Source organism: Candidatus Endomicrobiellum trichonymphae (assembly GCF_002355835.1).
Lineage (GTDB): Bacteria > Elusimicrobiota > Endomicrobiia > Endomicrobiales > Endomicrobiaceae > Endomicrobiellum > Endomicrobiellum trichonymphae.
The window spans coordinates 351217-376368 of record NZ_AP017459.1 but is presented as its reverse complement, the minus strand read 5'-3'; the positions used below and the strand labels follow the sequence as shown (position 1 = coordinate 376368).

Annotated in this window: 23 protein-coding genes and 3 tRNA genes; 4 read left to right on the top strand and 22 right to left on the bottom strand. The window is 35.7% G+C overall.

Annotation, left to right across the window (positions count from 1 at the left end):
- Positions 1 to 324: 324 nt before the first annotated feature.
- From RSTT_RS01845 to RSTT_RS01785, 16 genes are all read right to left on the bottom strand, one after another.
- Entirely contained in the window at positions 325 to 1458 is a 1134-nt protein-coding gene (locus tag RSTT_RS01845) for a pyridoxal-phosphate-dependent aminotransferase family protein (protein ID WP_197702022.1), read from the bottom strand.
- The gene (gene lon / locus RSTT_RS01840) at positions 1455 to 3863 is read right to left on the bottom strand and encodes an endopeptidase La (RefSeq protein WP_096525462.1); all 2409 of its coding nucleotides are present in this window, start codon (positions 3861 to 3863) and stop codon (positions 1455 to 1457) included. Before lon ends, RSTT_RS01845 begins: the two co-directional genes overlap by 4 nt.
- A complete protein-coding gene (clpX, locus tag RSTT_RS01835; RefSeq protein WP_015423264.1) occupies positions 3860 to 5098 on the bottom strand; it encodes an ATP-dependent Clp protease ATP-binding subunit ClpX in 1239 nt (412 codons plus the stop codon). Before clpX ends, lon begins: the two co-directional genes overlap by 4 nt.
- A gap of 57 nt (positions 5099 to 5155) precedes the next feature.
- Complete coding sequence (locus RSTT_RS01830; RefSeq protein WP_015423263.1) at positions 5156 to 5767, bottom strand: ATP-dependent Clp protease proteolytic subunit; 612 nt, start codon at positions 5765 to 5767, stop codon at positions 5156 to 5158.
- An 85-nt stretch (positions 5768 to 5852) separates the two neighbouring features.
- Entirely contained in the window at positions 5853 to 7193 is a 1341-nt protein-coding gene (tig, locus tag RSTT_RS01825; RefSeq protein ID WP_096525461.1) for a trigger factor, read from the bottom strand.
- A gap of 333 nt (positions 7194 to 7526) precedes the next feature.
- Positions 7527 to 7608: transfer RNA gene (locus tag RSTT_RS01820), tRNA-Leu, on the bottom strand.
- 7 nt (positions 7609 to 7615) lie between these two features.
- Positions 7616 to 7688 (bottom strand) — tRNA-Lys (locus RSTT_RS01815).
- 613 nt (positions 7689 to 8301) lie between these two features.
- Entirely contained in the window at positions 8302 to 8454 is a 153-nt protein-coding gene (locus RSTT_RS06090; RefSeq protein WP_172412815.1) for a hypothetical protein, read from the bottom strand.
- An 874-nt stretch (positions 8455 to 9328) separates the two neighbouring features.
- On the bottom strand, positions 9329 to 9493 hold the full coding sequence (locus tag RSTT_RS06085) for a hypothetical protein (protein ID WP_172412814.1): 165 nt from the start codon (positions 9491 to 9493) through the stop codon (positions 9329 to 9331).
- 74 nt (positions 9494 to 9567) lie between these two features.
- Complete coding sequence (locus RSTT_RS01810; protein ID WP_096525460.1) at positions 9568 to 9846, bottom strand: hypothetical protein; 279 nt, start codon at positions 9844 to 9846, stop codon at positions 9568 to 9570.
- An 89-nt stretch (positions 9847 to 9935) separates the two neighbouring features.
- Positions 9936 to 10133 (bottom strand): hypothetical protein, encoded by a 198-nt coding sequence (locus tag RSTT_RS01805; RefSeq protein WP_095558704.1) that lies wholly within the window; start codon positions 10131 to 10133, stop codon positions 9936 to 9938.
- On the bottom strand, positions 10117 to 10362 hold the full coding sequence (locus RSTT_RS01800) for a hypothetical protein (protein WP_096525459.1): 246 nt from the start codon (positions 10360 to 10362) through the stop codon (positions 10117 to 10119). Before RSTT_RS01800 ends, RSTT_RS01805 begins: the two co-directional genes overlap by 17 nt.
- 97 nt (positions 10363 to 10459) lie before the next feature.
- Positions 10460 to 10609: a hypothetical protein gene (locus tag RSTT_RS06080; RefSeq protein WP_158302774.1), complete on the bottom strand. Its 150-nt coding sequence runs from the start codon at positions 10607 to 10609 to the stop codon at positions 10460 to 10462.
- Complete coding sequence (gene thrS / locus RSTT_RS01795; protein WP_096525458.1) at positions 10591 to 12387, bottom strand: threonine--tRNA ligase; 1797 nt, start codon at positions 12385 to 12387, stop codon at positions 10591 to 10593. The genes RSTT_RS06080 and thrS overlap by 19 nt, the downstream gene beginning before the upstream one ends.
- A 74-nt stretch (positions 12388 to 12461) precedes the next feature.
- A complete protein-coding gene (glyS, locus tag RSTT_RS01790) occupies positions 12462 to 14576 on the bottom strand; it encodes a glycine--tRNA ligase subunit beta (RefSeq protein WP_096525457.1) in 2115 nt (704 codons plus the stop codon).
- A gap of 70 nt (positions 14577 to 14646) precedes the next feature.
- Positions 14647 to 15492: a glycine--tRNA ligase subunit alpha gene (locus RSTT_RS01785; protein ID WP_096525456.1), complete on the bottom strand. Its 846-nt coding sequence runs from the start codon at positions 15490 to 15492 to the stop codon at positions 14647 to 14649.
- A gap of 106 nt (positions 15493 to 15598) precedes the next feature.
- Between RSTT_RS01785 and RSTT_RS01780 the strand changes: the two genes are divergently transcribed.
- Positions 15599 to 16090: a deoxycytidylate deaminase gene (locus RSTT_RS01780; protein WP_096526005.1), complete on the top strand. Its 492-nt coding sequence runs from the start codon at positions 15599 to 15601 to the stop codon at positions 16088 to 16090.
- Positions 16091 to 16425: 335 nt separating this feature from the next.
- On the opposite strand, the gene RSTT_RS01775 is transcribed toward RSTT_RS01780, so the two are convergent.
- From RSTT_RS01775 to RSTT_RS01760, 3 genes are all read right to left on the bottom strand, one after another.
- Positions 16426 to 16689 carry an HAD family hydrolase gene (locus RSTT_RS01775; RefSeq protein WP_149030006.1) on the bottom strand — a complete coding sequence of 88 codons (264 nt, stop codon included), beginning with the start codon at positions 16687 to 16689 and terminating at the stop codon, positions 16426 to 16428.
- 596 nt (positions 16690 to 17285) lie between these two features.
- Positions 17286 to 17358: transfer RNA gene (locus tag RSTT_RS01765), tRNA-Gln, on the bottom strand.
- 272 nt (positions 17359 to 17630) lie between these two features.
- Positions 17631 to 18269 (bottom strand): uracil-DNA glycosylase family protein, encoded by a 639-nt coding sequence (locus tag RSTT_RS01760; protein WP_096525453.1) that lies wholly within the window; start codon positions 18267 to 18269, stop codon positions 17631 to 17633.
- 165 nt (positions 18270 to 18434) lie between these two features.
- Between RSTT_RS01760 and RSTT_RS01755 the strand changes: the two genes are divergently transcribed.
- The 3 genes from RSTT_RS01755 to RSTT_RS01745 all read left to right on the top strand — a co-directional run bounded on the left by RSTT_RS01755 (position 18435) and on the right by RSTT_RS01745 (position 20611).
- Positions 18435 to 18647: a 4Fe-4S dicluster domain-containing protein gene (locus tag RSTT_RS01755; protein ID WP_015423257.1), complete on the top strand. Its 213-nt coding sequence runs from the start codon at positions 18435 to 18437 to the stop codon at positions 18645 to 18647.
- The gene (vorB, locus tag RSTT_RS01750; RefSeq protein ID WP_096525452.1) at positions 18644 to 19705 is read left to right on the top strand and encodes a 3-methyl-2-oxobutanoate dehydrogenase subunit VorB; all 1062 of its coding nucleotides are present in this window, start codon (positions 18644 to 18646) and stop codon (positions 19703 to 19705) included. Before RSTT_RS01755 ends, vorB begins: the two co-directional genes overlap by 4 nt.
- A 156-nt stretch (positions 19706 to 19861) precedes the next feature.
- Positions 19862 to 20611, top strand: a complete 750-nt coding sequence (locus RSTT_RS01745; RefSeq protein WP_096525451.1) for a thiamine pyrophosphate-dependent enzyme — start codon at positions 19862 to 19864, stop codon at positions 20609 to 20611.
- Positions 20612 to 20692: 81 nt separating this feature from the next.
- On the opposite strand, the gene RSTT_RS01740 is transcribed toward RSTT_RS01745, so the two are convergent.
- The 3 genes from RSTT_RS01740 to RSTT_RS01730 are packed head-to-tail and all read right to left on the bottom strand — an operon-like array spanning position 20693 to position 25144.
- Positions 20693 to 22414 (bottom strand): sigma-70 family RNA polymerase sigma factor, encoded by a 1722-nt coding sequence (locus RSTT_RS01740; RefSeq protein ID WP_096525450.1) that lies wholly within the window; start codon positions 22412 to 22414, stop codon positions 20693 to 20695.
- 1 nt (position 22415) lies between these two features.
- Positions 22416 to 24215, bottom strand: a complete 1800-nt coding sequence (gene dnaG / locus RSTT_RS01735) for a DNA primase (RefSeq protein WP_096525449.1) — start codon at positions 24213 to 24215, stop codon at positions 22416 to 22418.
- Positions 24185 to 25144 carry an NGG1p interacting factor NIF3 gene (locus RSTT_RS01730; RefSeq protein ID WP_096525448.1) on the bottom strand — a complete coding sequence of 320 codons (960 nt, stop codon included), beginning with the start codon at positions 25142 to 25144 and terminating at the stop codon, positions 24185 to 24187. The genes dnaG and RSTT_RS01730 overlap by 31 nt, the downstream gene beginning before the upstream one ends.
- Between the last annotated feature and the right edge of the window lie 8 nt (positions 25145 to 25152).

Below are 25152 nucleotides of genomic sequence, written 5' to 3'. Positions count from 1 at the left end.
TAAAGTCCGACGGACTAAATCTCTTAAAACAATACAGTTTAGTCCGCATTTCAGGGCTTGAATATAAATAGTATAGCGATGCGAATAGTTCACAGATTAACATTATGTACTCGCAGGAAAATTTGATACAAAATACATTTAACAGAAAGCAACAACAACACTAAAAACCGAAATATGTTAAAAAGAGAATAAGATTTATTCTTTAACAGACTTTGACATATTGATATCAATATAAATAAATTCGCACTCCACTTAGCAGATAATATACAACAAAAGCGAGAGTATGTTAGTCTCATTTTCACTTTCCGCTCTTAACGCTTCACACTATGTCTTAAGCAATATTTCCTCAACGGCTGCTGCTGCTTTTCCTTTCTCAATTTTTACGCCAAGTTCAATCAACACCATTTCAAGACATGTAAAACCCGCAAGCAAGTCGGCTTTGCCGATACAGCCCAAATGCGCAAATCTTATAATTCTGCCTTTCAAATCGCCCTGCCCGCTGGCAATAGACACTCCGTATTTTTCTCTCAATGTTTTAACTATTTTAATCCCAATGTCAACAGGAACTGAAGCACTTGTAACAATTTCGCATGGAACTTCGCCGAAAAGCTCCAAACCGAGAGCTTTCATTGCGGCTCTTGCGGCTCTTGCAAGAAGTTTGCAATCGTTCCATATATTTTCCAAGCCCCTTTCTTTAATAAGTCTTACCGACTCCTGAAGAGCAGCAATAAGAGTCAGTGGAGGAGTAAAAGGAGTTTCACCTGCAGAATAAAACTTTTTATATTTTTTAATGTCAAAATAGAATTTTGGAATTTTTGAAGTTTCAACTAGTTTCCATGCCTTACCGCTTAACGTTATAAAAGCAAGACCGGGAGCAAGCATAAAACCTTTCTGCGAAGCGGAAATTGCCACGTCGACTTTCCATTCATCTGTTCTAAACTCTTGACCTGCAAGTCCAGAAATTGCATCAACAACTAAAACAGCGTCTGTTTTTGAAACTATTCCACCGACAGATTTAATGTCGTTTGCAACACCCGTAGATGTCTCAGTAAACGTCGTATAAACAGCTTTAGCATCAGGGTTTTCTTTGAGCACTCTTTCTATTTCAGCGGGCTTTACTGTTTTTCCCCATCTGACAGAAGCAGCAATAACTCTTATTCCGTATCCCTGCGCTATTTCCGCCCATCTATCGCCAAAATCTCCGCAACTTGCAACTATAATTTTGTCCCCCGGACTCAAAAGATTTGCAACAGCCATTTCCATTGCGCCCGTTCCGGAAGCAGCCAGTACATATACTTCATTTTCAGTCTGAAAAATATATTTTAAACCTTCCGCAATATTTTTATAAACCGCTGCAAACTCATCTGTTCTGTGATGAAATATAGGCAGTGCTCCTTTAAGAGCAATTTCGGGAGGAATAGGTACAGGTCCCGGTGTCAGGAGATAGCGATTCATCATATCCCATTTTCTCCATTCCTCTTATCCATTTTTATATTTTTATTTTCGGGTAGACGTTCTATTGTCAAGGAAATTACTTCATCCATATGGGAAACAGGTATCATCTGCAATTTCTTTATCACATCTTCGGGTATGTCAACCAAATCTTTTTTATTACTTTCAGGAAACAGTATCATCGTTATTCCTTCCCTGTAAGCGGCAAGAACTTTTTCTTTAAGTCCACCTATACTGAGTACTCTCCCTCTCAATGTAACCTCGCCGGTCATTGCAATTTTCTTTTTTATCGGCTTATTCATACAGACTGAAGCAAGAGCGGTCGCCAAAGCAATTCCAGCGCTAGGTCCATCTTTTGGCACTGCTCCTTCCGGCACATGTACGTGAAAGTCGGTATTTGAAAACATATTTTCATCTATTTTCAGTTTTTGCGATGACGAACGAACATAAGTCAAAGCAGCCTGCGCAGATTCTTTCATAACGTCACCGAGTTTTCCAGTAAGAACTAAAGAATTTTTGCCTCCCATTTTATTTACTTCTATCGTCAGCGTCTCGCCACCGACTTCTGTCCATGCAAGCCCCGTTGCCACTCCGACATCGTTTTCCGCTATTCTTTCTCTCTCATAATAAGCTATACCTAGATATTTATTAAGATTTTCAGGCTTAATAGTTATTGATTTCAATTCCTTGTTAAATTCAAGTCCCTTTACAACTTTTCTGCAAAGGTTTGCAATTTCCCTCGTTAAATTACGGACGCCAGCTTCATGCGTATAATTTTTAATCACAATATCAAGAGCACCGTCGTCAAAAATAAATTCTTCCGGTTTTAATCCGTGTTCTTTTAACTGTTTGGGAACTATAAAATCTTCGGCTATGTGTCGTTTTTCGACATCTGTATAGCTGGAAAATCTTATAAGCTCCAACCTATCAAACAGCGTGACCGGAATATTGTTCAAAGTATTTGCCGTAGTTATAAACATAACGTTTGACAAATCAAAATCCACATCAAGATAATGATCGTTAAAAGTATAATTCTGTTCCGGATCCAAAACTTCAAGCAGCGCCGAAGACGGATCGCCTCTCCAGTCGGAACCGATTTTATCTATTTCGTCAAGAATAAACACAGGATTGTTAGAGCCCGCTTTTTTTATCGACTGTATGATTTTTCCGGGCATTGAGCCTATATAAGTACGTCTGTGTCCTCTTATCTCAGCTTCATCTTTTACACCGCCCATTGAAATTCTTACAAAATTTCTTCCGAGACTTCTTGCAACGGATTTTGCAATGGAAGTCTTGCCCACTCCGGGAGGTCCGATAAAACAGAGAATAGGACCTTTTATTTTTTGCACTCTTGATAAAACAGCAAGATATTCTAAAACTCTGTCTTTAACTTTCTCAAGTCCGTAGTGATCCTGATCTAAAACTTCTTTAGCTCTATTTAAATCCAAATTATCAATAGTAGATTCATCCCACGGCAAATCTAAAATCCATTCAAGATATGTTCTTATAACCGTAGCCTCCGGAGACATCGGCATCATCTTTTCAAGCCTTGACATCTCTTTGTCTGCGGCACTTTTTGCAGCCTGCGGCATTTTCGTTTTTTTAAGCTTGCCTTTCAAATCATCAAGGTCTTTTTGTGCCTCGTCTTTCTGCTTAAGCTCTTTCTGAATGGCTTTCATCTGTTCGGTTAAATAGTATTCTTTTTGTGTCTTTTCTATCTGGTTTCTCACTCTGTTCTGAATACGTCTTTCAATGTTTAATATTTCTATCTCCGCATTAAGTATCTGGATTATTTTCTCTAAACGCTTAACGGGATCTACAAGTTCGAGAATCGTCTGCTTATCGTTATTTTTTATTACAAGGTGCGACGCTATGGTATCTGCAAGTCTTGCGGGATCCGCAATGTTGCTTACAGAAACAGAGATATCAATAGGTATTCTGGGATTTAATTTCACATACTGCTCAAAAAGAGCGATAGTTTGTCTCATAATTGCCTCAACTTCAGGCATTTTTAAGGTATTCTCGTCAAAAACTTTCAATCCTACTTCAATATAGCCTTTATCGCTTAATTTAAAATCCGTCCACTGCGCTCTGCTTATACCCTCTACAAGAGCTTTTAACGTACCGTCAGGCATTTTCAACATCTGAAGCACTTCGCATATGGTTCCTATATTATAAATATCCTTAGGCGTTGGATCTTCAATCTGAATATTTTTCTGCGTAACTATAAAAACAAGCCTGTTTGTCGACATGGATTCTTCCAAAGCCTTGATTGACTTTTCCCTGCCTACGGCAAGCGGCAACACCATTGCCGGATACAAAATTATATCTCTTACAGGAAGAAGCGGAAGTACATCAGGAATTTTTGGCATTTCGTTCTTATCATTACTGAATCTATCCAATTCGCTCATGCAGTCTCCTTCGTACCTTTATACACAAATTTTGGCTTTTCTCTTCTTGTCACAGTTTCAGCCATAACGATGCTTTTTACAACTGAAGTATTATCCGGAATGTCAAACATTGCATCAAGCAGTATATTTTCTATAATTGATCTTAAACCTCTCGCTCCAGAACCTCTTTTTAAAGCCTCTTCCGCTATTTTTTCCAAAGCTTCTCTCTCAAACTTAAGTTCGACATTTTCAAACTGAAACATTTTCTGATACTGTTTTATTAAAGCGTTTTTAGGTTCCGTCAAAATATGAACCAGATCCGACGTTGACAAATGGTTTAATGCCGAAATCACGGGAACTCTTCCTATAAACTCCGGTATAAGACCGAATTTTATTAAATCTTCGCTTTCAACTCTAGAAAGGGTATAATCCATATTTTTAAAATCATTCCTATTATTCGAGCCATCCGTTATAAAACCCAAAGTTTTTTTTGACAACCGTTTTTCTATTATCTTTTCAAGTCCGTCAAAAGCACCGCCGCAAATAAAAAGAATGTTTGTGGTATCTATTTTCAGATATTCCTGCTGCGGATGTTTTCTCCCGCCCTGCGGAGAAATATTTGCGATCGTTCCTTCAAGAATTTTCAAAAGAGCCTGCTGAACACCTTCGCCAGAAACGTCTCTTGTTATAGACGGAGTATCGGACTTTCTTGAAATCTTATCTATTTCATCAATATAAATTATGCCTTTTTCCGCTTTTCTAATATCAAAACTTGCATTTTGTATAAGCCTTAAAAGTATGTTTTCAACATCTTCTCCTACATATCCCGCTTCCGTTAGCACAGTGGCATCGGAAATGGCAAACGGAACATCAAGTATTTTTGCCAACGTCTGAGCCAAAAGAGTTTTGCCTGCTCCCGTAGGACCTATAAGCAAAACATTGGATTTTTGAAGTTCAACATCATCTTTCGATACAATAGCCTCAAGCCTCTTATAATGGTTATATACTGCGACAGATAAAATCTTCTTTGCATGTTCCTGTCCTATAACATAAGCATCAAGAAACCTTTTTAATTCGCCTGGTTTTGGCAGTCTTAACATAGTTTCTTTTGATTCTTTTTTATTCAAATTTTCAAAAAGTTCCAACGAATGTTTTGCGCATTCCTCACAAATATAAACACCACTTGTCCCGACTAATTTATAGGGATAGCCTTTGTTACAAAATATACAACACTTTTCGCTAAAATCAATTCCCATTATATTTACACTCTCTGCCGCCATGAATTTATTTCAGGATGTCCGCAGTCACGGCTGCTACTGCTTCAAATTAACTATCACTTCATCAATAAGACCATATTCTTTTGCTTCCTGTGCCGACATATAACAATTTCTATCGGTGTCTTTCAACACTCGTTCTGACGTCTTTCCAGTATGCTCTGCAATTATTCCGGAAAGCTTCTGTTTTGTCGAGACAAGTTCTTTTGCTTCTATATCAATATCGGAAACCGTACCCGACAAACCGCCTCCGTAAATCAAAGGCTGATGTATCATTATGCGGGAATGCGTCAAAGCATATCTTTTGCCTTTTGTTCCCGCGGCAAGCAGAACAGCGCCAAAAGACATTGCCATACCCATACAAATTGTGGTTATCGGACTTTTTATAAACTGCATAGTATCATAAACGGCAAGTCCGGCACTAACCATACCGCCTGGCGAATTGATGTATAAACTTATATCTTTTCCCTGATCTTCTGAGTCTAAATACAAAAGCTGTGCTATTAAAACGTTTGCAGAATCAGTGGTAACGGCTCCGTCTTGCCCGCCGACAAAAATAATTCTGTCTTTGAGAAGCCTCGAATACAAATCATACGTTACGGCGGCTCCCTGATTCCACCTTTCTATTACTGTAGGTATCAGTAATGGCATCACTACCTCCTAATAATACAAACATTTAGGACAAATTATAAAGAATTTTATTTACTATTTTGTTAAGTCCGCTCCTCAAAACACTTCATTTTTCATTCTCGTCTTTTTTTAACAGCATATCCTTTTCTTCCGTTTCAACATTTGCACTGGCAAGCAAAAACCCAAAGAGTTTTTGTCCTTTAAGCGAAAGCATTATATTCTCTTTTTTTTCTGCAAAATATTTATCAACCGCATTTTCCATGCCCGGATTTGAAGTTTTCATTTTACTTTTTTCTTCCTCAATATCAGCATCGGTCATAGCAAGATTTTCATCTTTAAATATTGCATTCAAAATATAAGAAAGTCTTATTTTATTCTCCGCTTCTTCTTTAAGTTTTTTCTGCTCGAGTTCAACCTGTTTTTTAACATATTCTTCAGAAGCACCCTGCCTTTTCATATAGTTTTTCATTTTTTCAACTAATGATTTTTTATTCTCTGTAACTAAAGACTGGGGAACTTCAAATTTATTTTTCTCAAGCAAATATTCAATAATTTGCCTTTCAATGTCCATGTCCTGACGGCGTTTTTCTTCAGTTTCTACGATTTCTTTTACTTTTGTTTTTAAATTTCCAAGATTTTCAATTCCCATATCTTTTGCAAAATCATCGTTTAGATCTGGAATCTCTTTTTCTTTTATTTCAATCACTTTTATTTTAAATGTTACGGTTTTTCCCGCTAAAATTTCACTTGAATAATCCGAAGGATATTCAATTTTTATATCCCTCTCAGCACCGATTTTTAAGCCACTTAAAGCTTTTTTAAATTCTTTAACGGTATTTTCGGAATTTAAATCAATAACATAGTTTTTTGCCCTAATTTCAGGAAGCTCCTTGCCATAAGCGTCAAAAGCATCATAATCAATGGAAACAAAACTCTTTTCTGTAACTTTATCGGATTTAGATGGAACAAGTTTTGCGTTCCTTTTTCTTAAAACTTCAAGATTTTGTTCTAAACTTTTATCAGTAATTTTGAAAATTTCTTTTTTTAACGGAATGCCTTTATAATCTTTTACTTCGATTTTTGGATGACGTTCTGCGGTAAAACGATATTTTAGAGTCTGTCCGACCTCATAGTCAAATTCTTCAATTATCGGAAAACCAATCGAAACAAATTCTTCTTTTTTAAGAGCATCTAAAACGGTTTTTTTTATGATGCTTTCTATGGCTCGATCCTTAGCTTCGCCGGCAAACTTCTGTCTAATAATATTCATCGGGACTTTCCCGTGTCTGAATCCGTCAATTTTTGCCTGCCTCCGGATCCGGCTAAAAGCAGATTCAATTTCATCGGCAGCAATATTTTCTGAAACTTCAACATCCATAGTTACAGAGCACAATTTTTCGCCAACAACTGCGGATTTAAAATCAATCGTCTTATTTTCCAGGGACATTTACTTTTCCTCTTTATTTCACATAAACAATGTATTTTGTGTATTGTTATGCCTAAAACTGCAGTCGATGCGTTTTTTCGTCACTTCGGACAAACTTCTATTGCCACCCGTCAACACAGGTATAACCTATCTGTCGCCGCCCCTGTTTTTCCGATGAGAACTCCAAATAAGTTCCGGCACTACCTGTACCTGCTCCAAGCATTATTAAGCAAATGATAAGAAACAGTTAGAGGAATTCATTAAATACCACTTTTCCACCTTATCTTATTACTCATTAAAAAAGAAGAAAGAAAAAGGTGTATATTTGGATAACAGCAAAAGATTTTTGATATATGCGGACGGAGGGACTTGAACCCCCATACTATGTGGTATATGGTCCTAAGCCATACGCGTCTGCCAATTCCGCCACGTCCGCATAAACATGCGCTGCATAGGAATCGAACCTATAATCTAACGATTAAGAGTCGTTTGCTCTACCAATTGAGCTAGCAACGCAATAAAATCGACACACTTTAAATAATAATTTTAACAAACTATAATTGAAAAATCAATTACAATAACAATCTGCATTCACAATAAAAAGACATTAAAAACAATATAGTATTTAATTTAATTTAATCTATTCTTTCTTAATCCTTTTATTTTCTATTTTTTTATTCCGTATCACAGTTTACGCGGAAAATGCTTTTCATTCGCAAATGGATAGATATTGTCACGATTGTCACAGATGAAAAGTTAGTCTGCCGTTTTCCTTTTCCAGTTTATCGGGATTTCTTCGCCGTTTTATTTTCCTAATGCTATTTAGTTTGCAGGTTAGGTTAAAAACTCTAAAAAATATCTCATCGGCAAGTTTTATAAAACTTGCCTTACGAGCCAACCTTTCTTGCTTCTTTCAAAGAGGAAATAGCAATTCAACCAATCCACCTAGCACATGTTTCTTGCAACAAACTCTTAAAAAACACTTTAACATCGAGAATAATTTTAAAATCCGCAAATATCCATGCCTTTCTCTATTGCTTTTTCATTTCGTGCTCTAACAAATACAAATGCGTTTTATTTATTAAGTTTCTTTTCCTCTAAATATTTCTTATAGACTCTGTTAACGTAATTATCGTCTATATTTTTTCATAGCTTCTTCAGCGTAAAACTGCCTGTTGTCGTCGATGTTTTTGGTCATTGCTTCTTTGAGCATGTTGATGATTTGTTCTTGGGTTGTATTGTTATTAACCTTACCAACAATAGTGTTAAACAGCTCATCCATTCCAAAACCCGTGCGTTATGCTAAATGGCTTTCCCATTTTAGATCTCTCAGATTATCATTAAGAATGCTAATGATGTTAATATTATATCCTTTTCATTTTTGTTCTCTTTCGCTGTTTTGTTTAATAAAGTTTTTAAAGTACTTATTTTATTTTCAGGTATTTTTAATTCTTATTTTAGTGTTTCTAGATTTTTATATGATTTAAGTCTTTCTTAATATTCCTTCCTGTTTGCTTCATTAACCTGTCGGATTTGTTGTAACGATCTTTTCTCTTGCTTGTTCATTTTTTGTGTTACTGTGTCTTTTTGATAGCTTCTTTAGAACAGACTATTAATAACAATTACGACATAAAATTTAACTATTCTATTATTCATTTACGCTTTCTAGTTTTTCTCTCAATCCGTCGGTAATTCGCCAGATATCGTTCAATGCTTCCTGCTGAATATAATTTACTTCCGCAAGATTGAAGCTGTGCTGCAAGTCTGATTTGTACTTTTCTTCAATCGTATCACCCGCTTTTTTTGTTCTGACGGAAAGAATTTCTTCTTTATTACTATCTCTGCCGCATCATAGTTCATATCTACAAGGACGTTGCTCTCTTTAAAAGAGTAAAACCATCTGAATATAAAACCACTATTACCCTAAATTATCATCGAGCGCAATAGCAAACTTATGGATGCAAAAAGTTATACCCCCCCCCCAATATATAATTAAGATACTGTTGATATTATTTTGAAAAATATTCAGCAAAACCAAAGATTTTATATGCAACATAATGAGACGGCAAAAATCTTTAGTGCCGTTATGCACAGGATTTTTAAGGAATATACAGAATAGAAATTAAACATACTAGTCCCGTACTCTGAGATTTATATTACTGAAAAACTTCTCCAGTATCATAAATCCCCGCTTTATCAAGTTTTGTTTTATATCCCTCAATAAGGCTATATCCCAATTCTTTAAGTTCAGGTTTTGCAAAATCCACAAAATATTCATCCAACCTGTTTTTACGATAACAAGCTGCACAAAAACTCGGCATAAATTCCTGCTTTGCAGTGATTTTACTATTTCATCAAGAGTACGCTGTCATTTACGCTGAACTGTCTTTCAAGTTTATCCACTATGCGGAGGAGTTCCCTCAGCTTCGTATCCGCCGGGAATAACTCTTGATTCTGCGTTTATCTGCGTAACGCCCAGACTTACAAGAACGTCCTTCATATCCGCTGTTTCCCTCGTCGACATTATCATTCCGATATAAGAAACAGCTACCAGTTTTTTAAATTCTTCATCTACAAATAAATATTCAGTATTTGAAGCATGTACGGATCCACGCGCCGGTTCAATGCATGGATCCAAAATAGTGTGAGGACATACTACACAAACTTTTTCCATTATACTCTTATAAGCATTATAAGAATTTCAAAACGATAATCGGAAAGACCAGCAATAATATCCCTATTCCAACGTCGTCAATTCCAGCTTTAAACGCATTGTATTGCATCTAAACGATTGTCAGTATCAGATCTTTTTGCGTCCACAATATGAAGTTTTCTGGAATATCTGTAGTACGTACTGATACTCGCCTCTTTCAATTTTTTAAAATTTTTAAAATCCGCTAACGATTCATTTACTCTTTTTATCTTATTTCCTTTGTAATCCGCACTATACCGCACTGACATAATAATCCGTATTTTCTTCCGTAGAGGACATTTCTCCAGCAACCATCAAAATAGGTTTATGTCCTCTTCTTAGAAGTATTTCTGTCTGCTCTTTTATTCCATGAAGCATAAGTTTCTTTATGACAATAAGCTTACTGTCTGGATGCAAAACCCGCAGTAAAGACAGCTGTTTGAGCAGAAATTGCTTATGTAAAGAGGAGGCATAAACACCAAACGATACGCCTGTCACACACAGTATTTTTTTACATAGGAAGCAGCATTGTAAATTTTTTTAAGAAGAATTGGTCACAGATAAAAGTTTTGCAAATTCTTCCGCGTTGAGTCTCTTAAGCTGTTTTGTTTTTTTCCAAAATGCCGTCAATTTCCTTTTTAGATGATTTCATCTCAAGAAAAGAATTTATTTTTATTTTGTCTATATGTTTCAATATGTCATTTTTATATATACACAAAGAAAGATTTACAATCCACTTGTGCAAACGCTTTCCTCTTTTACAAAAGAAATAAAATTGTCAACACTCATAACACCCAAATCTCTATTGCCTCTTGCTCTTACGGCAACTGCACACGCATCTTTTTCCTTATTTCCGATAACTGCTATATAAGGAATTTTCTGCATTGCGTTTTCTCTTATTTTACGCCCTATCTTTTCATTCCTACCATCGAAAATAACTCTTATATTGTTCTTTTTTAATTCCTGCGACAATCCTTCGCAGAACCCACGCTGTTCCTCATTAATATTTGCCACCGCAACTTGAATAGGAGAAAGCCAAAGCGGAAGAGCACCGGCATAATGTTCCAAAAGAACGCCTATAAATCTTTCCAAAGATCCCAACAATGCTCTGTGAATTATATAAGGTCTTGCTTTTTTACCCGACGAGTTAACATAAAAAATATCAAACCTTTCAGGAAGATTGAAATCGAATTGTAGCGTCGAACACTGCCAGAGCCGTCCTATAACGTCTTTTATCTTTATATCGATTTTAGGTCCGTAAAAAGCCCCTCCACCCTCGTCAATTTCATAGACGCAGCCTGTTTTTTTCAAAGCATTTTCAATGGAATTTTGTGCTTTTTCCCAATATTCTATTTCACCTACATATTTTTTTTCGGGTCTTGTGGCAAAATAAATTTTATATTCGTTAAATCCAAAAGTTTTAAGACAGTTTACCGCCATATTAAAAACTCCGAGCATTTCTTCTTCAAGCTGTTCCGGAGCAACAATAATATGTCCGTCATCTTGAGTAAATCCCCTGACTCTCAAAAGCCCGTGCAAAACACCTGATTTTTCAAATCTATAAACCGTGCCAAGTTCTGCATATCTTACCGGAAGTTCCCTATAAGAATGAAGTTTTGTTTTGTATATCATCAAATGCATAGGGCAATTCATAGGTTTTATCCGGTAAGGTTTTCCTTCTATTTCCATAGACGCATACATATTTTCAGAATAAGTTTGTAAATGACCGCTTACTTTAAAAAGTTCTTCGCTCGCAATATGAGGTGTAAACAGAAGATCATAACCATTTTCAAGATGAAACTTCTTCCAATAATTCTCAATAATATCCTTCAAAAGAGCACCTTTAGGATGCCACAGAACCAAACCGCCTCCGACAGTCTCGTCAATACTGAACAAATCCAAATCTTCTCCGAGTTTCCTATGATCTCTTTTGTGGGCTTCTTCAATTCCAGTCAAATAATCGTCAATATCCTTTTTTGTAAGGAATGCTGTTCCGTAAATTCTCTGCAGCTGTTCCCTTGAAGAATCGCCTCTCCAATAAGCACCTGCAATGGAAAGAAGTTTAAAATATTTAAGTTCTCCTGTTGAATTTATATGAGGTCCCCTGCATAAATCTGTAAAATTTCCAGACCTGTACATGCTTACTTTATCGTCTTCTATCTGAGAAGCTATTTCAGCTTTATATTTCTCACCTTTTTCCCGAAATTCTTTAACAGCTTCGCCTTTAGGCACATACGAACATATAAAAGGGTAGTCTGCCTTTATTATTTCTGCCATTTTTTCTTCAATTCTTATCAGATCTCCCGGAGTAAAAGCTTGCTCTCTGTCAAAATCATAATAAAATCCGTCTTCTATCGACGGACCGATTGCGACTTTTGTCCCAGGAAAAAGCTCCATAACAGCTGCCGCCATTATATGCGCTGTAGAATGTCTTAAAATATCCAGCGATTTCTGTTTTTCCATTTGTTCTATTATACAATATTTTTTATATTCAAAATCTTTCTTTTTTCTCTGCGTCAGCATCTTTTTTCAATATTATTTCTATTTACGACATTCTTTTCTCTATTTTGAGAAAAGCACTAATAGAAACTGAAAATTTAACGTCGCAGAACCGAAAAATCTACAAATCCAGCAAACATATTTTTTATATAGCTTAGAAGAGAAACTCTATTTAACTTTATGGTTTCATCTTCTGCCATCACCATAACTTTTTCAAAGAAACTGTCAATCGCCGGCTTTATCTCAGACACTTTGCCAAAAACCCTGCCATATTCATTTGCCGACACACAATTTTCAATTTCTGCTTTTGCCTTTTTAGCAGCGGTATAAAGCGCCTTCTCAGCATTTTCAGCAAGCAGATCTTCATTTACTACTCCGGAAATACCGATATTCTGTTTTTTTGCCTGACTTATAATATTATTTATTCTCTTAAATATAGCCGCAACAGATGAAAAATCCCCCTCTCGACCGGCATTTCGCAGAGCCTCAAGTTTCGTCCGTAAAGAGCCTATATATTTCAGTTTATTAATTCCCACCGCATTTATAACAGCTTTTACTTCATCAGAATTATACCCTTCAGACTCAAAAATATTTTCTATCCTCTGCCAAAAAAACTTGATAAGTCTTTCGCAAGCATCTTTTGATTTCGGATTATTTTTTACATTTTCAGGCAAAAATTCAAAAACTCTTCCGACAACGCCCGTCAAATCGCATTTCGACAGTTCATTCATTGCCACTTTCACAAAACCTGTTCCAGCTCTCTTGACACCGTAAGGATCCGCGGAACCGGAAGGTTCAAGCCCTATTGAAAAAAATGCCGTCAAAGTATCTATTTTATCAGCCAAAGATAATAAAGACGCCATTGGATGTAACGGAAGTTTTCCCGAAGTGACTAACGGCCAGTAATGCTGTTCCACCGACGAAGCAACATCTGCATTTTCTCCCGACTTAAGCGCATAAATTCTCCCCATTACACCCTGAAGCTCGGGATATTCAAAAACCATTTCGCTCGTCAAATCGACTTTTGAAAGCATCACTGCTCTTTCAAGCGCACTGCCGTCAATTCTCATATCAAATTCTTCGTTAAAGAGAGTCGCTATCTGTTTAATACGTTCTATTTTTTCATAAACTGTGCCGATTTCTTTGTGGAAAACAATACCTTTTAATTTCTCTATATTAATACCAAGTCCCTTTTTCAAATCGTTGCTATAAAAAAACTCAGCGTCAGCAAGCCTTGCTGCAACAACTTTTTCATACCCTTCTTTTGCAGTTTCCTGATATTTTGAAACACCGTTTTTAACACTTATAAAATAATTTGAAAATTTACCATTTTCATCATTTATCGCAAAAGATTTTTGACTTTTTCTCATACATACGGTAAGTATTTCTTGCGGCAAATCAAGATATTTTCTGTTAAAAGCACAAAGCACAGCCGACGGATATTCGACAAGATAATTTACTTTGTCAACAAGTTCTTCGTCAGGTATTACACTGCCTATATTTTCAGCAGCATACTTTATTGACCTTTTTATTTCCTCACGTCTTTCGTTCTGATCGACAATCACTGATTTATTCTTCATCGCCAAAAGATATTTTTCAGGCAAGTCTATTTTTATTCTGCTGTTATCATACGTATGAAGTCCCACAGTCCAATTTGAAGAATTAACATCCGCAATTTTAAATTTAATTACTTTTTCCCCGTAAAGCGCAACTATATTTCTTACGGGTCTTGCAAATTTAAAACCGCTTTCTTCCCATATCATTATCTTGGGGAAGGATATATTTTTTATTATCTCTGGAAAAATTGCGACTAAAAGTTTCTCTGTTTTTTCGCCTTTAATTTTTTTAACAAAAAAAAGATAGTCACCTTTTTCGGTTGTTTTCACGGCAAGCTTTTCAGGAATTACACCGTTTTTTAAAGCAAACCCTACAGCCGCCCGCGTATATTTCCCATGCGCGTCTTTTGCCGCGTTTAAAGATGGTCCTAAAACCTCTTCGGTTTTATCATCGCTTTTCTCTTCAAGATTTTCAACTATCAGCACAAGTCTTCTTGGCGTAGCGTAAGTTTTAAGCACTCCGTGTTTCAGCCCTGAAGTATTAAAAGCTTTTAATGCATAATCTTCAATCTGTTTTAAGGCCGGTTCAATATAGGAAGATGGAATTTCCTCCGCACCTATTTCCAGTAAAGCGTTCTTTATATTCCCGTCAACCATTTCCTGCTCCGTAATTAATTTTATAACAAAAAAACTTTCCCCGGTTTACCGCATTACGCAGTTTATTTTTTTAGACTGAGTGGGAATTTAAATATTCTTCAGCAACAATTCCGGCTATTGTGCGAACTCTCAAAACATAATCCATTCTTTCGGAAACCGAAATAGCACCTCTTGCGTCAAGTAAGTTAAACAGATGCGAGCATTTCATAACCGCATCATAAGCCGGAACCGGAAGATGTGTTCCGGCAAGTCTTTCAGCCTCTCTTTCCCACTCGTCAAAATGTTTCTTTAACATATCGACGTCAACTTTTTCAAAATTATAAAAAGACCACTGCCTTTCATCTTCAAGATGAACGTCGCCGTAAGTTACCTCATCGTTCCACTGTAAATCGTAAACGCTGTTTTTCTTTTGGACATACATCGCAAGCCTTTCAGTGCCGTATGTAATTTCAACGGAAACTGGATTCAAATTGATGCCGCCGACCTGCTGGAAATATGTAAACTGCGTTGCTTCCATACCGTCAATCCATACTTCCCAACCGAGACCCCATGCACCAAGCGTCGGAGATTCCCAGTCGTCTTCAATAAATCTTATATCGTGTTTTTTCGGATCAAGCCCTACGGTTTTTAAACTTTCCAAATAAATCCGCTGTATATTTTGGGGAGCAGGTTTCATAATAACTTGAAACTGGTAATAATGCTGCAATCTGTTAGGATTCTCGCCGTATCTTCCGTCGGCTGGCCTTCTGGAAGGCTCGACATAAGCTGCATTCCACGGACGCGGTCCCAGAGAACGAAGAAATGTGGCAGGGTTAAATGTTCCAGCTCCTTTTTCTAAATCATAAGACTGGCATATAAGACATCCTTTTTTTGCCCAAAATTTCTGCAAAGCCATAATAATTCCCTGAAAATTCATATAATCCCCCAATTTTCACACAATCACAATTAGGGAGTATCCCTCCCCTCCCCCCCAATATATTTTGACCCAATATCGTTTTTTTAGTTTAATATTTGACATAAAAATGGAAAAAATCACAGTACGTAGTCGTCCTTCATGGGACGAATACTTTATGAAGCTTGCTTGGCTTGTATCTGAAAGGTCAACGTGCGTACGACATCATGTCGGAGCAGTTATAGTAAGAGATAAAAGAATTTTAACAACAGGATACAACGGAGCCGCCACAGACATGCAAGATTGTATATCTTTGGGCTGCCTAAGAAACACTCTTAATATCCTTTCTGGACAAAGACACGAAATATGCAGGGCAATTCATGCCGAACAAAATGCAATTATACAGGGCGGATATCACGGTATAAATATTAAAGATTCAACGCTTTACTGCACACATTCTCCGTGCGTACTGTGTGCCAAAATAACAGTGAATGCAGGCATAAAAAGAGTTATCGCTAATATCGAATATCCCGACAATACTTTTAAAGAGCTTTTTTCAGTAACAGGAATAGAATTTTCTACATTACAACTCGACAATTTCTCTATAAACCGTCTTTTATAAATGGCTTTCAGAGGAATTACCGCCATTATATGAAAATCCTACGGTATATCTGTAAAACACTTGAAATCCAATCCTTTGTAAAAATTTATAAAATTTTTATATTCAGTCAGTAGCGATGTAAACAACACAAGCTTACATCTGCTGTATATTCATCTGTCCAAAGCGGACGGAACAGTTTTTATTCATGAAAAAGCAAATATTAATAAAAAAGCGGCTAAAAAATCATTTGCGCTTTCACCTTATCATGACGGTTTTTGAAATATCAGAGTTCGTAAGATTTATTAAACCCACAATCGATTTCGGGGCAGACTCTTTTACACCCGCGCCGTCCTCACCTAATACTTTGACAAAATAATCAGAAATTCCCATCCCAGTCTTTTTACAATCTCGTAAGAAAAATGTTCATTTTTGTTGGATAAAATTGCTTTCTTTTTATTTTTTAAAACTTCGAGCATTTCTCTTATACCGTTATAAATAACCGTAGTATCAGTTAAACACCATCTATAATAAAAATTAAACTTTTCAAGAACTTCCGCCTGAACAATTGGAACAGCTCTACTCATAAGCCCATTAACGCCGGTTCCCAGATAAGAACACACTTGTTTGGCATAAAGATACTAAAAACCATATTCTTTTCTTACCGAGTTAACCGCCGATATTATATCTCTTTGAGAATAAATAAGTTTCCGTCTAAATCAAAAATTAAAACATATATTCCATAACCATTTTATTATTTTAGGCATATAACTAACCTAACTTCATAGCAAATTAAGATTATTTACTTAATTTACTAAAATTTAATAATAGTACCATATTATTAAACTTTCTCATCTTTGTCAAAAGAAATTAGATTAAGAAGCGCGGCAAAATTAATTTCGCCAAACTGATAACAATAAAAATACTCAATCTTTTTAACATTCCTTAACTGCAAATATACTCCTCCTATAAAATTTCTTTTATATTCTTTCTTTGCATAAATTACTTCCTTTCTAAAAAATCTGCTAATTATGTTTCGCTTTTTCTGTATGTTCTTAATGAAGTGATATAACATATATTTTGCCAATAAAAAAAGACATCCTGTTTTTCATAGACAACAATCCTAAAAGTTTCCCGTCAATATGTTTTACTAGCAGAAGTGTTGAGATTGATTGTCTGTCATTATATAAAGACAAACCCCCATAAGTAGTGAAGTTAGCTGCCCGACCTGGACTCGAACCAGGAGACTTCTGCTCCAGAGGCAGACGTGTTACCAATTACACTATCGGGCAATTTTTGTAATTAAATAGGATAGAATTATACTAAAAAGTCTTGTATTTAGTAAATTTTCCGGTTGAAAGATTAATTATTCATATCATATTTTCTAGTAATTTCTTTTATCTTTCTCTTTGCCAAGCGCTTTTAATTTATGGACATTAACAGCTCTTTGTAGATAATGTCTATAAAATAGATTTCATCTCATATTCTTCGATAAAACAATGAGTTCTGTTTCAACAAACTGTCTATTGAGTAAATTGAATATTTTTGAAAACCTATACTTATTTTACGCATCAAAGCTGTCTTTATACATATCGTTCACTTTTCCCTTATGACTGTTATACCATCTCGCCGACGGGGTATACGGAACAAATACTCTTATTATTTTGTTGTTCAACTCAAACTCGCCTTTGATAAGCCCATTATCTTCTTTATGCAAATTCCGAATAGTAATTTCGTTTTCCATCAAGTGTTCGTTCAATAATTCTAACGCACTGTTATTTCTTGATTTTCCTAAATGTTTTTTATGTATTCGCTCACTGTCTCCATCAGTTCTGCTTGTAAGTATAACTTTTTGTATTGCAGGACGGTCTTTCAACAACTTATAAACATTGCGGAATTCTATTTCGCTTAAGTTTTTGTCAGATGAATTGCCATTAGTCCTTATACATTTTTCAATCATATCAGTTATGGCTATATGTTCTCTCTCAAACAAAGCCTTTCTTTCTTCTGCAGCTGGATCGTCTTTCCAATATTGAAACTTATGATTAAAAACATATTCCATAATTATCCAAAATCTACTTCCTGTGTTGTTAGGGTAATAAAATTTAAAATCCTGATATTGCGCTAAAGGTGGAAAAGTTCCTATAATAAGTGTTGTTGCTCCTTGCGGAACAAAAGGTTTAAACGGATGTATTGCCAACATAATACCTCTTATTAATAATGAAGTCAGATTTGATAATAAAAAAACTTTTAATTATTTTATCAAATCAACTCTCTGAACAACAAGTAGTTGAGAACACAGTTTATCAATAGATTAAAACAGATACATAAAATTGATTTCATCTTAAAAAAAACTTAGAATATTCATATGATATCAACAATTAAAATTAATTCAGAAAAATGTAAAGGTTGCAGTTTATGTATAAAAGCCTGTCCTAAACAGTGCATATCTCTTTCAAAACAATTTAATAAAGCTGGGTATCATTGGGCTGTTTTGGAAAAAGAAAACTCTTGTATAGGCTGCGGATTTTGTTATATGGTATGCCCCGACGTTTGCATTGAGGTTTATAAAGATCTATGACGAAAAAACTTGTTAAAGGAAATATCGCTCTCTGTGAGGGCGCAATTACTGCAGGTCTTAAATCTTATTTTGGTTATCCTATAACGCCTCAAAATGAGATACCGTCTTATTTTTCAAGAAAAATGGTTGAACTTGGAAGAGTTTTCATTCAAGCTGAATCTGAAATCGCAGCGGCAAGTATGGTTTTAGGGGCAGCTGCGACAGGCACAAGAGCTATGACATCATCATCTTCCCCAGGAATATCTTTAAAACAGGAAACAATTTCTTATATGGCCGGAATGCAGGTTCCAGCTCTTATAGTAAACGTACAGCGGGGCGGACCGGGTCTTGGTAATATTTCCAGTTCACAGTCAGATTATTTTCAAGCCGTAAAAGGTGGAGGTCACGGAGATTATAAAATAATTGTTATTGCTCCGAATTCAGCACAAGAAATGTATGAAACAGCTTATGACGCCTTTGATTTAGCTGAAAAATACAGAACCCCGGTTATGATACTAGCAGACGGCATCATAGGACAAATGATGGAACCTATAGAATTTAACAGACCTGAAAAAAAAGAATTTAAGGAAAAAGAATGGATTCTAAACGGATGTAAAGGAAGAGAACCTAGATCCATTAAATCTCTGCTTATGAAAGACGGAGTTTTGGAAAAACATAATGTCAAACTCCAGGAAAAATATAAACTGATATCTGAAAACGAAGTTAAATATGAATTATACATGATAGAAGATGCTGAAATTATTATAACAGCTTACGGCATTTCGTCAAGAATAGTAAAATCTGCAGTAAAACTTGCAAGAAAAAATGGTATTAAAGCAGGACTTTTAAGACCAAAAACTTTATGGCCGTTTCCGTCTAAAATAATAAGTTCCTTTGCAAAACCGAATATAAAATTTTTATCTGTTGAATTAAGCTACGGGCAGATGGTTGAAGACGTAAAACTTGCTGTAAACGGCAAGTCCAACGTCGAATTTCTGGGAAAAGCCGGTGGTGGACTTGTTACGGAACAGGAAATAATTAAAAAAATACAAAGTAAAGTGTACAGCATTTTTCTGTAAAGCAGCTGGACTGACTGAGTTAAATTGAGAGCAAAAAGCGGAATTACTAATAAAGGTGTCCTAGTGCATAACACACTTTTTTACGCTAAAAAGCGAGGTTTTACATTGTTTTTTTGTATGACAATGCATAGATGTAAATATAATAGGATAAAAACTATGAAGAAAATATTATCAAAACCGGAAAGTTTAAAAGATGCCGTTTTATCATATTGTTCAGGATGCGGACACGGCATAATTCACAGGCTTGCCGCAGAATGTATTGACGAATTAGTCGTAAGAGAAAAAACAATTGCCGTAGCTCCAGTAGGATGTGCAGTTTTTGCTTATGATTATTTTAATTTTGACGTTACAGAAGCACCTCATGGAAGACCGCCGGCAGTTGCCACAGGAATAAAAAGAACAAATCCCGACAAATTTGTATTTACGTATCAGGGTGACGGAGATATAGCTGCAATAGGAATGGCGGAAACAATACATGCAGCAAACAGAGGCGAGAATATAACAATCCTATTTGTAAATAATGCTAACTACGGCATGACAGGCGGACAAATGGCGCCCACAACGCTGATAGGACAGGTCACAGAAACTACGCCTTTTGGCAGAAACCCAGAAAGAGAAGGATACCCGATAAAACTCTGCGAACTTCTCTCAACGCTGGAAGGAACAACATATTTGGAAAGAGTTGCGATATATAATCCGCAAAATATAATAAAAGCAAAAAAAGCAATAAAAAAAGCTTTTCAGTGCCAAATTGACGGAAAAGGTTTTTCCTTAGTTGAAGTTATTTCAAATTGTCCGGTTGATTGGGGTATGACTCCGCTTGATTCAATAAAATGGGTTGAAGAAACATTTATAAAATCTTTCCCGCTTAGAACAGTAAAGGACAAGATAAACTCCGACATATAATAAGTTTTTAGATCATATAACCAAATAAAAAGCACAGCATTCTGTATAATAACCGTCCTTTTATCTGACGTCATTATAAAATTAATCTAAATATTCGCGCAGCGACTTATTTCTTCGGGGGTATTTCAGCTTTCTTATCGCTTTTGCTTCAATTTGTCTTACTCTTTCTCTTGTTATTCCAAACTTTTTACCCACTTCTTCAAGGGTGCTCGGATATCCTATGCCTATGCCATATCTTAAACGTATAATTTCAGCTTCACGCGGAGCTAAAGTGGCTAGCACTTTTTCAAGTTCAAGCTGAAGTCTGTACTGTTGTGTTTTGACTACTGGATTCGGACTGTTTTGATCTTCTATGAAATCTTCAAGACGAGAATCTTCTTCTTCGCCTACAGGCATTGCAAGAGAAACTGGCTCCTGCATCATTTTTAATATTCTTCTTATTCTATCACAAGAAAGTTTTAATATTTTTGAATACTCTTGTATAGTAGGCTCTCTGCCCATATTCTGCTGACATTCCTTTTTACTTTTGGTAAGTTTTGATATGAGTTCTTTCATGTGAACGGGAATTCTTATAGTCCTTGCTTGATCCGCAATGGCACGATTGATGGATTGTCTTATCCACCACGTGGCATAAGTTGAGAACTTAAATCCTCTTTTCCACTCAAATTTTTCTACGGCTTTTGAAAGACCGAGATTCCCCTCTTGTATCAAGTCCGATAATTCCAGATTACTTATTCCGACATGTTTCTTTGCGATTGAAACAACAAGTCTGAAATTTGCTTCAATAAGCTTCATTTTATCTCTGTGTATAACATATTCAAGCTCTCTGATTCTTCTGTCAGTCTCAATCATTTCTTCAGGAGTTATAACAAAACCATCTTTTAGATTAGTCTGTTTAACCAAAAGAGTTTTGACATTTGCTATATCTTCCGCCACATCTTTCACAGAAAGACCGGTACTTTTTTTAAATTCAGCTGAGGAAATTTTTCCCAAATTGCAACTTTTAAACAACACTTGGACTTTAGAAAAAGAATTCTTATATTTGCGTTCAAATCTTCTCAAACCTTCCTTTATTTCATTTAATTTTTGGGCTATCGTTTTAATCTTATTGATAAGCCTTCTAATTTTATCTTGATTAAGATTAAGTTCTACGATAAGACTTACAATTTCAGAACGAAATTCTTTCACTTTTTCTTTATACTGTTCTTTGTCTTTACAAGATATTGATTTAAGCTTTAACTTTTTTTCATAAGTATTTATGTTTTCTTCAATACGGTTTATTTTTTTTACAACTATCTTTATTTTTAGTCCCATTCCTATTAACTGCGCTTTTGATTTTCTTCCTCTCGGCATAAGTTCTTTAGTCGTCATTTCCTGCTGGCTTATAAGCGTCTCCCAGTTTCTTATTTCTTTTATGATAAGCGGTGATTCTAAAACTATGGATTTTAATCTATCCTCGTTTTCTCTTATACTTTTTACAAGTTTGAGTTCCATATTCCTTTCAAGCAACGGAACTTTTGCCATCTCGCTTAAATACATTCTCACGGGATTTATGTCTTCTTCATTTACAGTTTTCATAGACCGCTCTACGACTTCACCTCTGCTCTTTTTCACTTTATCGGAACGATATTCTCTATTGTCTAATACTTTAATACCCAAATTGTCCAAAGTAACAAAAAAACCATCAATTTCCTCGGCAATCATAGATCTTTGCGGAAGATTTTTACTAATAGCTTCATAAGTCAGATAACCCTGTTCTTTACCAGTGTCGATCAAACTCTTAAATAAATCTTTTTTCCCCATTTTATTTCCCCGATCCCTTCAAAAGAGCTGTTAACTTCTTATATTCATCAAACACTTTTTTGTCTTTTTCTTTTTTGCCCTCGCTCACTAAAAGAATTTCTTTTTCAAGCCGCCGTCTTTCTCTTTCAAGTCTGCCGGCATCAATATCCCTTAAAATAATGCCGAAAGCTTCCCCGATGTCACTGTATTCTATTGTGTTTAATATCAGTTCCGCAAACCAGTTTTTGTCTTCTTCTGATAATGTATTTAATATTCCGACAGTATTTAAACCCGAAACTGTAAGCTCGAAAATTTTCCTGCACCTAGCGTCTTCAAAACAATTGCTGTCAGTTTTTTTAATATAATCTCTATTGTTTAAAATAAGATTTAAAAGATTTTCTTCTAAAGACATTGAAAATTTTTTATCTTTTTTAACTTTGACAGTTTGTTCAACTGAATTTTTATCATATTGCAAATAACCTCTAAGTCTCAGTTGCTGCTTTTTTTCAAACTCTCTCCAGACCGCTTCTTCATTAACATCCACATGCTGCGCAATATCTCTTATCCATTCTCTCTGAATTATAGAATTGGTACTTCTTGCGACAAAATCCAAAAGAGCAGATACAGCTTTCGCTTTGATTTCAGGTGAACTCTTTCTTCCATCGGAAGACAACCCGCCAAGAACTCTTTCAATCATAAAATCTATTGCACTTTTAGAACTGTCTTCGAGAAACTTTAAAAAGCTTTCTTTTCCGTATTGGTTGAGATACTCATCAGCATCGACATGTTCAGGTAAAGCAGACACTCTGCATTCTATACTGTCTCCAACCAAAATTTCAAGAGATCTCTGCGCAGCTGCCCTTCCCGCATTATCAGAATCAAAAAGTAATGTGACGCTGTCGGAATATCTTGAAACCAATTTCGCATGATTTTGAGTAAATGCAGTCCCTAGTGTCGCAACCGCACCTGTTATTCCAAACTGCTGCAGAATAACAGCATCTATATACCCTTCAAGAACAATTATTTTTCTTTCCTTACGAAGTTCAGGCAACGTCTGAAATAATCCATAAAGATTCGACGATTTAGAATAAACAGCGGTTTCGGGAGTATTTAAATATTTAATTTTATGACCTGCAATAGTCCTTCCGCCAAACGCCACAATTCTTCCCTGAACATCAAAAATCGGGAAAACCACTCTTTCCGACATACATTCAAAAAAAATTCCTCTTCCTGTTCTTGTTATTAATCCCGCCTTTAAAAGATCATCGTCTTTATAATCTTTTTCTAACGCCCACTGTAAAAACTGTCCTTTAGGAGCAAACCCTATCTTAAATTTATTTACTGCTTCGCGATTAATACCGCGTTTTTTGATATATTCTCTTGCTTTTTGGGCGCTCGCTCTTTCAAGCAAACATTTATTATAAAAATTAGCCGAACTTTCTAAAATATCAAACAGTTTTGTATTCTCGGACAATTTTATTATACCTTGTTTTGCCTCCTGAATTTCTATATTTGTTTTCTTTGCAAGTTTCTTTACCGCTTCAATCCACGATATATTGTCTAAAAACATCACAAATTTAAAAACGTCACCCGCAACGTTGCAACTGAAACATTTGAAAATTCCTTTCTCGGGGCTTACTATAAAAGACGGCGTTTTCTCATTGTGAAACGGACAGCAGACTTTCCAGTTGCGTCCCGCTCTTTTTAAGTCCGGCAGGTATTCTCTAATCACAGAGTCTATGCTATTTGAAAGCCTTATCTTTTCAATTGTATCTTCGGATATCACCATTTCTATCTTCCAAACCTTCTGAAACCAGAACATTCTATAAATTCAAATTTTTCAAGAGCTTTTTTTTTCAATTTGTCAAAAAGCAGATTTAAACCCAAATTATCAGATGAAATATGTCCGGCCAAAATAATATTTAAATGATGTTTTTCCGCTTCCTTGACAGCTTTGCGGCTCAAATGCATTGAAATAATTGTTCCGACCCCTGCAGCTTCAAGTTTCTCAAAAGATTCAAGAGGACCTTCCGTACCGCCTGTCATATCGACAAAAACTTTCCCGCAGTGCGAATAATCACTTCCGTTTAGAATAAACGGCTTGTGTCCAATTTTTGATGCATGTTTATATTCCGGATATTTATTTAACAGCTCAATAATCGTTTTTAAATACGTCGGACTTAAAACATTGATTTCATTTTGTAAAAATGTAGCTACATGGTTGTCCGCAACGCTGTGAGCAGTCATAAGAGGTATATTTAAAAGTTTTGCGGCATCATAAACTCTCTCGCTATTCTGAGGAAGCACACTCCTTTGCACTTCTTCTATTCTTTGGGAAACGATTTTTTCGGTAATATTTATCGGAACGCCCTGTTTATTTAAAATATCAGTCTGCATTTCCAAAACACCGTAAAACGTCGAATAGGCATATCCTTCAGGATGATGAGCTATAATCAAATCAATTTTAGTGCCTGAGTTTATAAGCTGTTTTGCAAGTAAAATCTCCTGACTTTCTATATCTATGCCGACCATAACGGTTTTGACTTCGGTATTTTCGTCGCCGTAGAGAATCCTTGAATCATAATAAGGATTTGTAAGACTTTCTATATCGTAATTCTCTTTCTTTTTGTCTGAAAGATCATCATACTCTTCTTTGCGTTTTAACAAATCCAGTTCCACAATGTTTAAGCCTCTGGGATCTGCTTTAATTCCCTCTTTTATAAACAAATCATGTATATCTTTTAATTTCATTTTACCAC

What these genes read in the sequence shown, in the direction of transcription:
- thrS (WP_096525458.1), bottom strand. Translation starts at nt 12,387, where the DNA reads ATGCTGACGCAGAGAAAAAAGAAAGATTTTGAATATAAAAAATATTGT.
- RSTT_RS01785 (WP_096525456.1), bottom strand. Translation starts at nt 15,492, where the DNA reads ATGAATTTTCAGGGAATTATTATGGCTTTGCAGAAATTTTGGGCAAAA.
- RSTT_RS01805 (WP_095558704.1), bottom strand. Translation starts at nt 10,133, where the DNA reads ATGTCAGTGCGGTATAGTGCGGATTACAAAGGAAATAAGATAAAAAGA.
- RSTT_RS01760 (WP_096525453.1), bottom strand. Translation starts at nt 18,269, where the DNA reads ATGTTGGCAATACATCCGTTTAAACCTTTTGTTCCGCAAGGAGCAACA.
- RSTT_RS01755 (WP_015423257.1), top strand. Translation starts at nt 18,435, where the DNA reads ATGATATCAACAATTAAAATTAATTCAGAAAAATGTAAAGGTTGCAGT.
- RSTT_RS01810 (WP_096525460.1), bottom strand. Translation starts at nt 9,846, where the DNA reads ATGGAAAAAGTTTGTGTAGTATGTCCTCACACTATTTTGGATCCATGC.
- RSTT_RS01730 (WP_096525448.1), bottom strand. Translation starts at nt 25,144, where the DNA reads ATGAAATTAAAAGATATACATGATTTGTTTATAAAAGAGGGAATTAAA.
- tig (WP_096525461.1), bottom strand. Translation starts at nt 7,193, where the DNA reads ATGTCCCTGGAAAATAAGACGATTGATTTTAAATCCGCAGTTGTTGGC.
- lon (WP_096525462.1), bottom strand. Translation starts at nt 3,863, where the DNA reads ATGAGCGAATTGGATAGATTCAGTAATGATAAGAACGAAATGCCAAAA.
- RSTT_RS01830 (WP_015423263.1), bottom strand. Translation starts at nt 5,767, where the DNA reads ATGCCATTACTGATACCTACAGTAATAGAAAGGTGGAATCAGGGAGCC.
- dnaG (WP_096525449.1), bottom strand. Translation starts at nt 24,215, where the DNA reads ATGTTCTGGTTTCAGAAGGTTTGGAAGATAGAAATGGTGATATCCGAA.
- clpX (WP_015423264.1), bottom strand. Translation starts at nt 5,098, where the DNA reads ATGGGAATTGATTTTAGCGAAAAGTGTTGTATATTTTGTAACAAAGGC.
- RSTT_RS01780 (WP_096526005.1), top strand. Translation starts at nt 15,599, where the DNA reads ATGGAAAAAATCACAGTACGTAGTCGTCCTTCATGGGACGAATACTTT.
- vorB (WP_096525452.1), top strand. Translation starts at nt 18,644, where the DNA reads ATGACGAAAAAACTTGTTAAAGGAAATATCGCTCTCTGTGAGGGCGCA.
- RSTT_RS01740 (WP_096525450.1), bottom strand. Translation starts at nt 22,414, where the DNA reads ATGGGGAAAAAAGATTTATTTAAGAGTTTGATCGACACTGGTAAAGAA.
- glyS (WP_096525457.1), bottom strand. Translation starts at nt 14,576, where the DNA reads ATGGTTGACGGGAATATAAAGAACGCTTTACTGGAAATAGGTGCGGAG.
- RSTT_RS01845 (WP_197702022.1), bottom strand. Translation starts at nt 1,458, where the DNA reads ATGATGAATCGCTATCTCCTGACACCGGGACCTGTACCTATTCCTCCC.
- RSTT_RS01745 (WP_096525451.1), top strand. Translation starts at nt 19,862, where the DNA reads ATGAAGAAAATATTATCAAAACCGGAAAGTTTAAAAGATGCCGTTTTA.
- RSTT_RS06085 (WP_172412814.1), bottom strand. Translation starts at nt 9,493, where the DNA reads ATGCCGAGTTTTTGTGCAGCTTGTTATCGTAAAAACAGGTTGGATGAA.
- RSTT_RS06090 (WP_172412815.1), bottom strand. Translation starts at nt 8,454, where the DNA reads ATGGATGAGCTGTTTAACACTATTGTTGGTAAGGTTAATAACAATACA.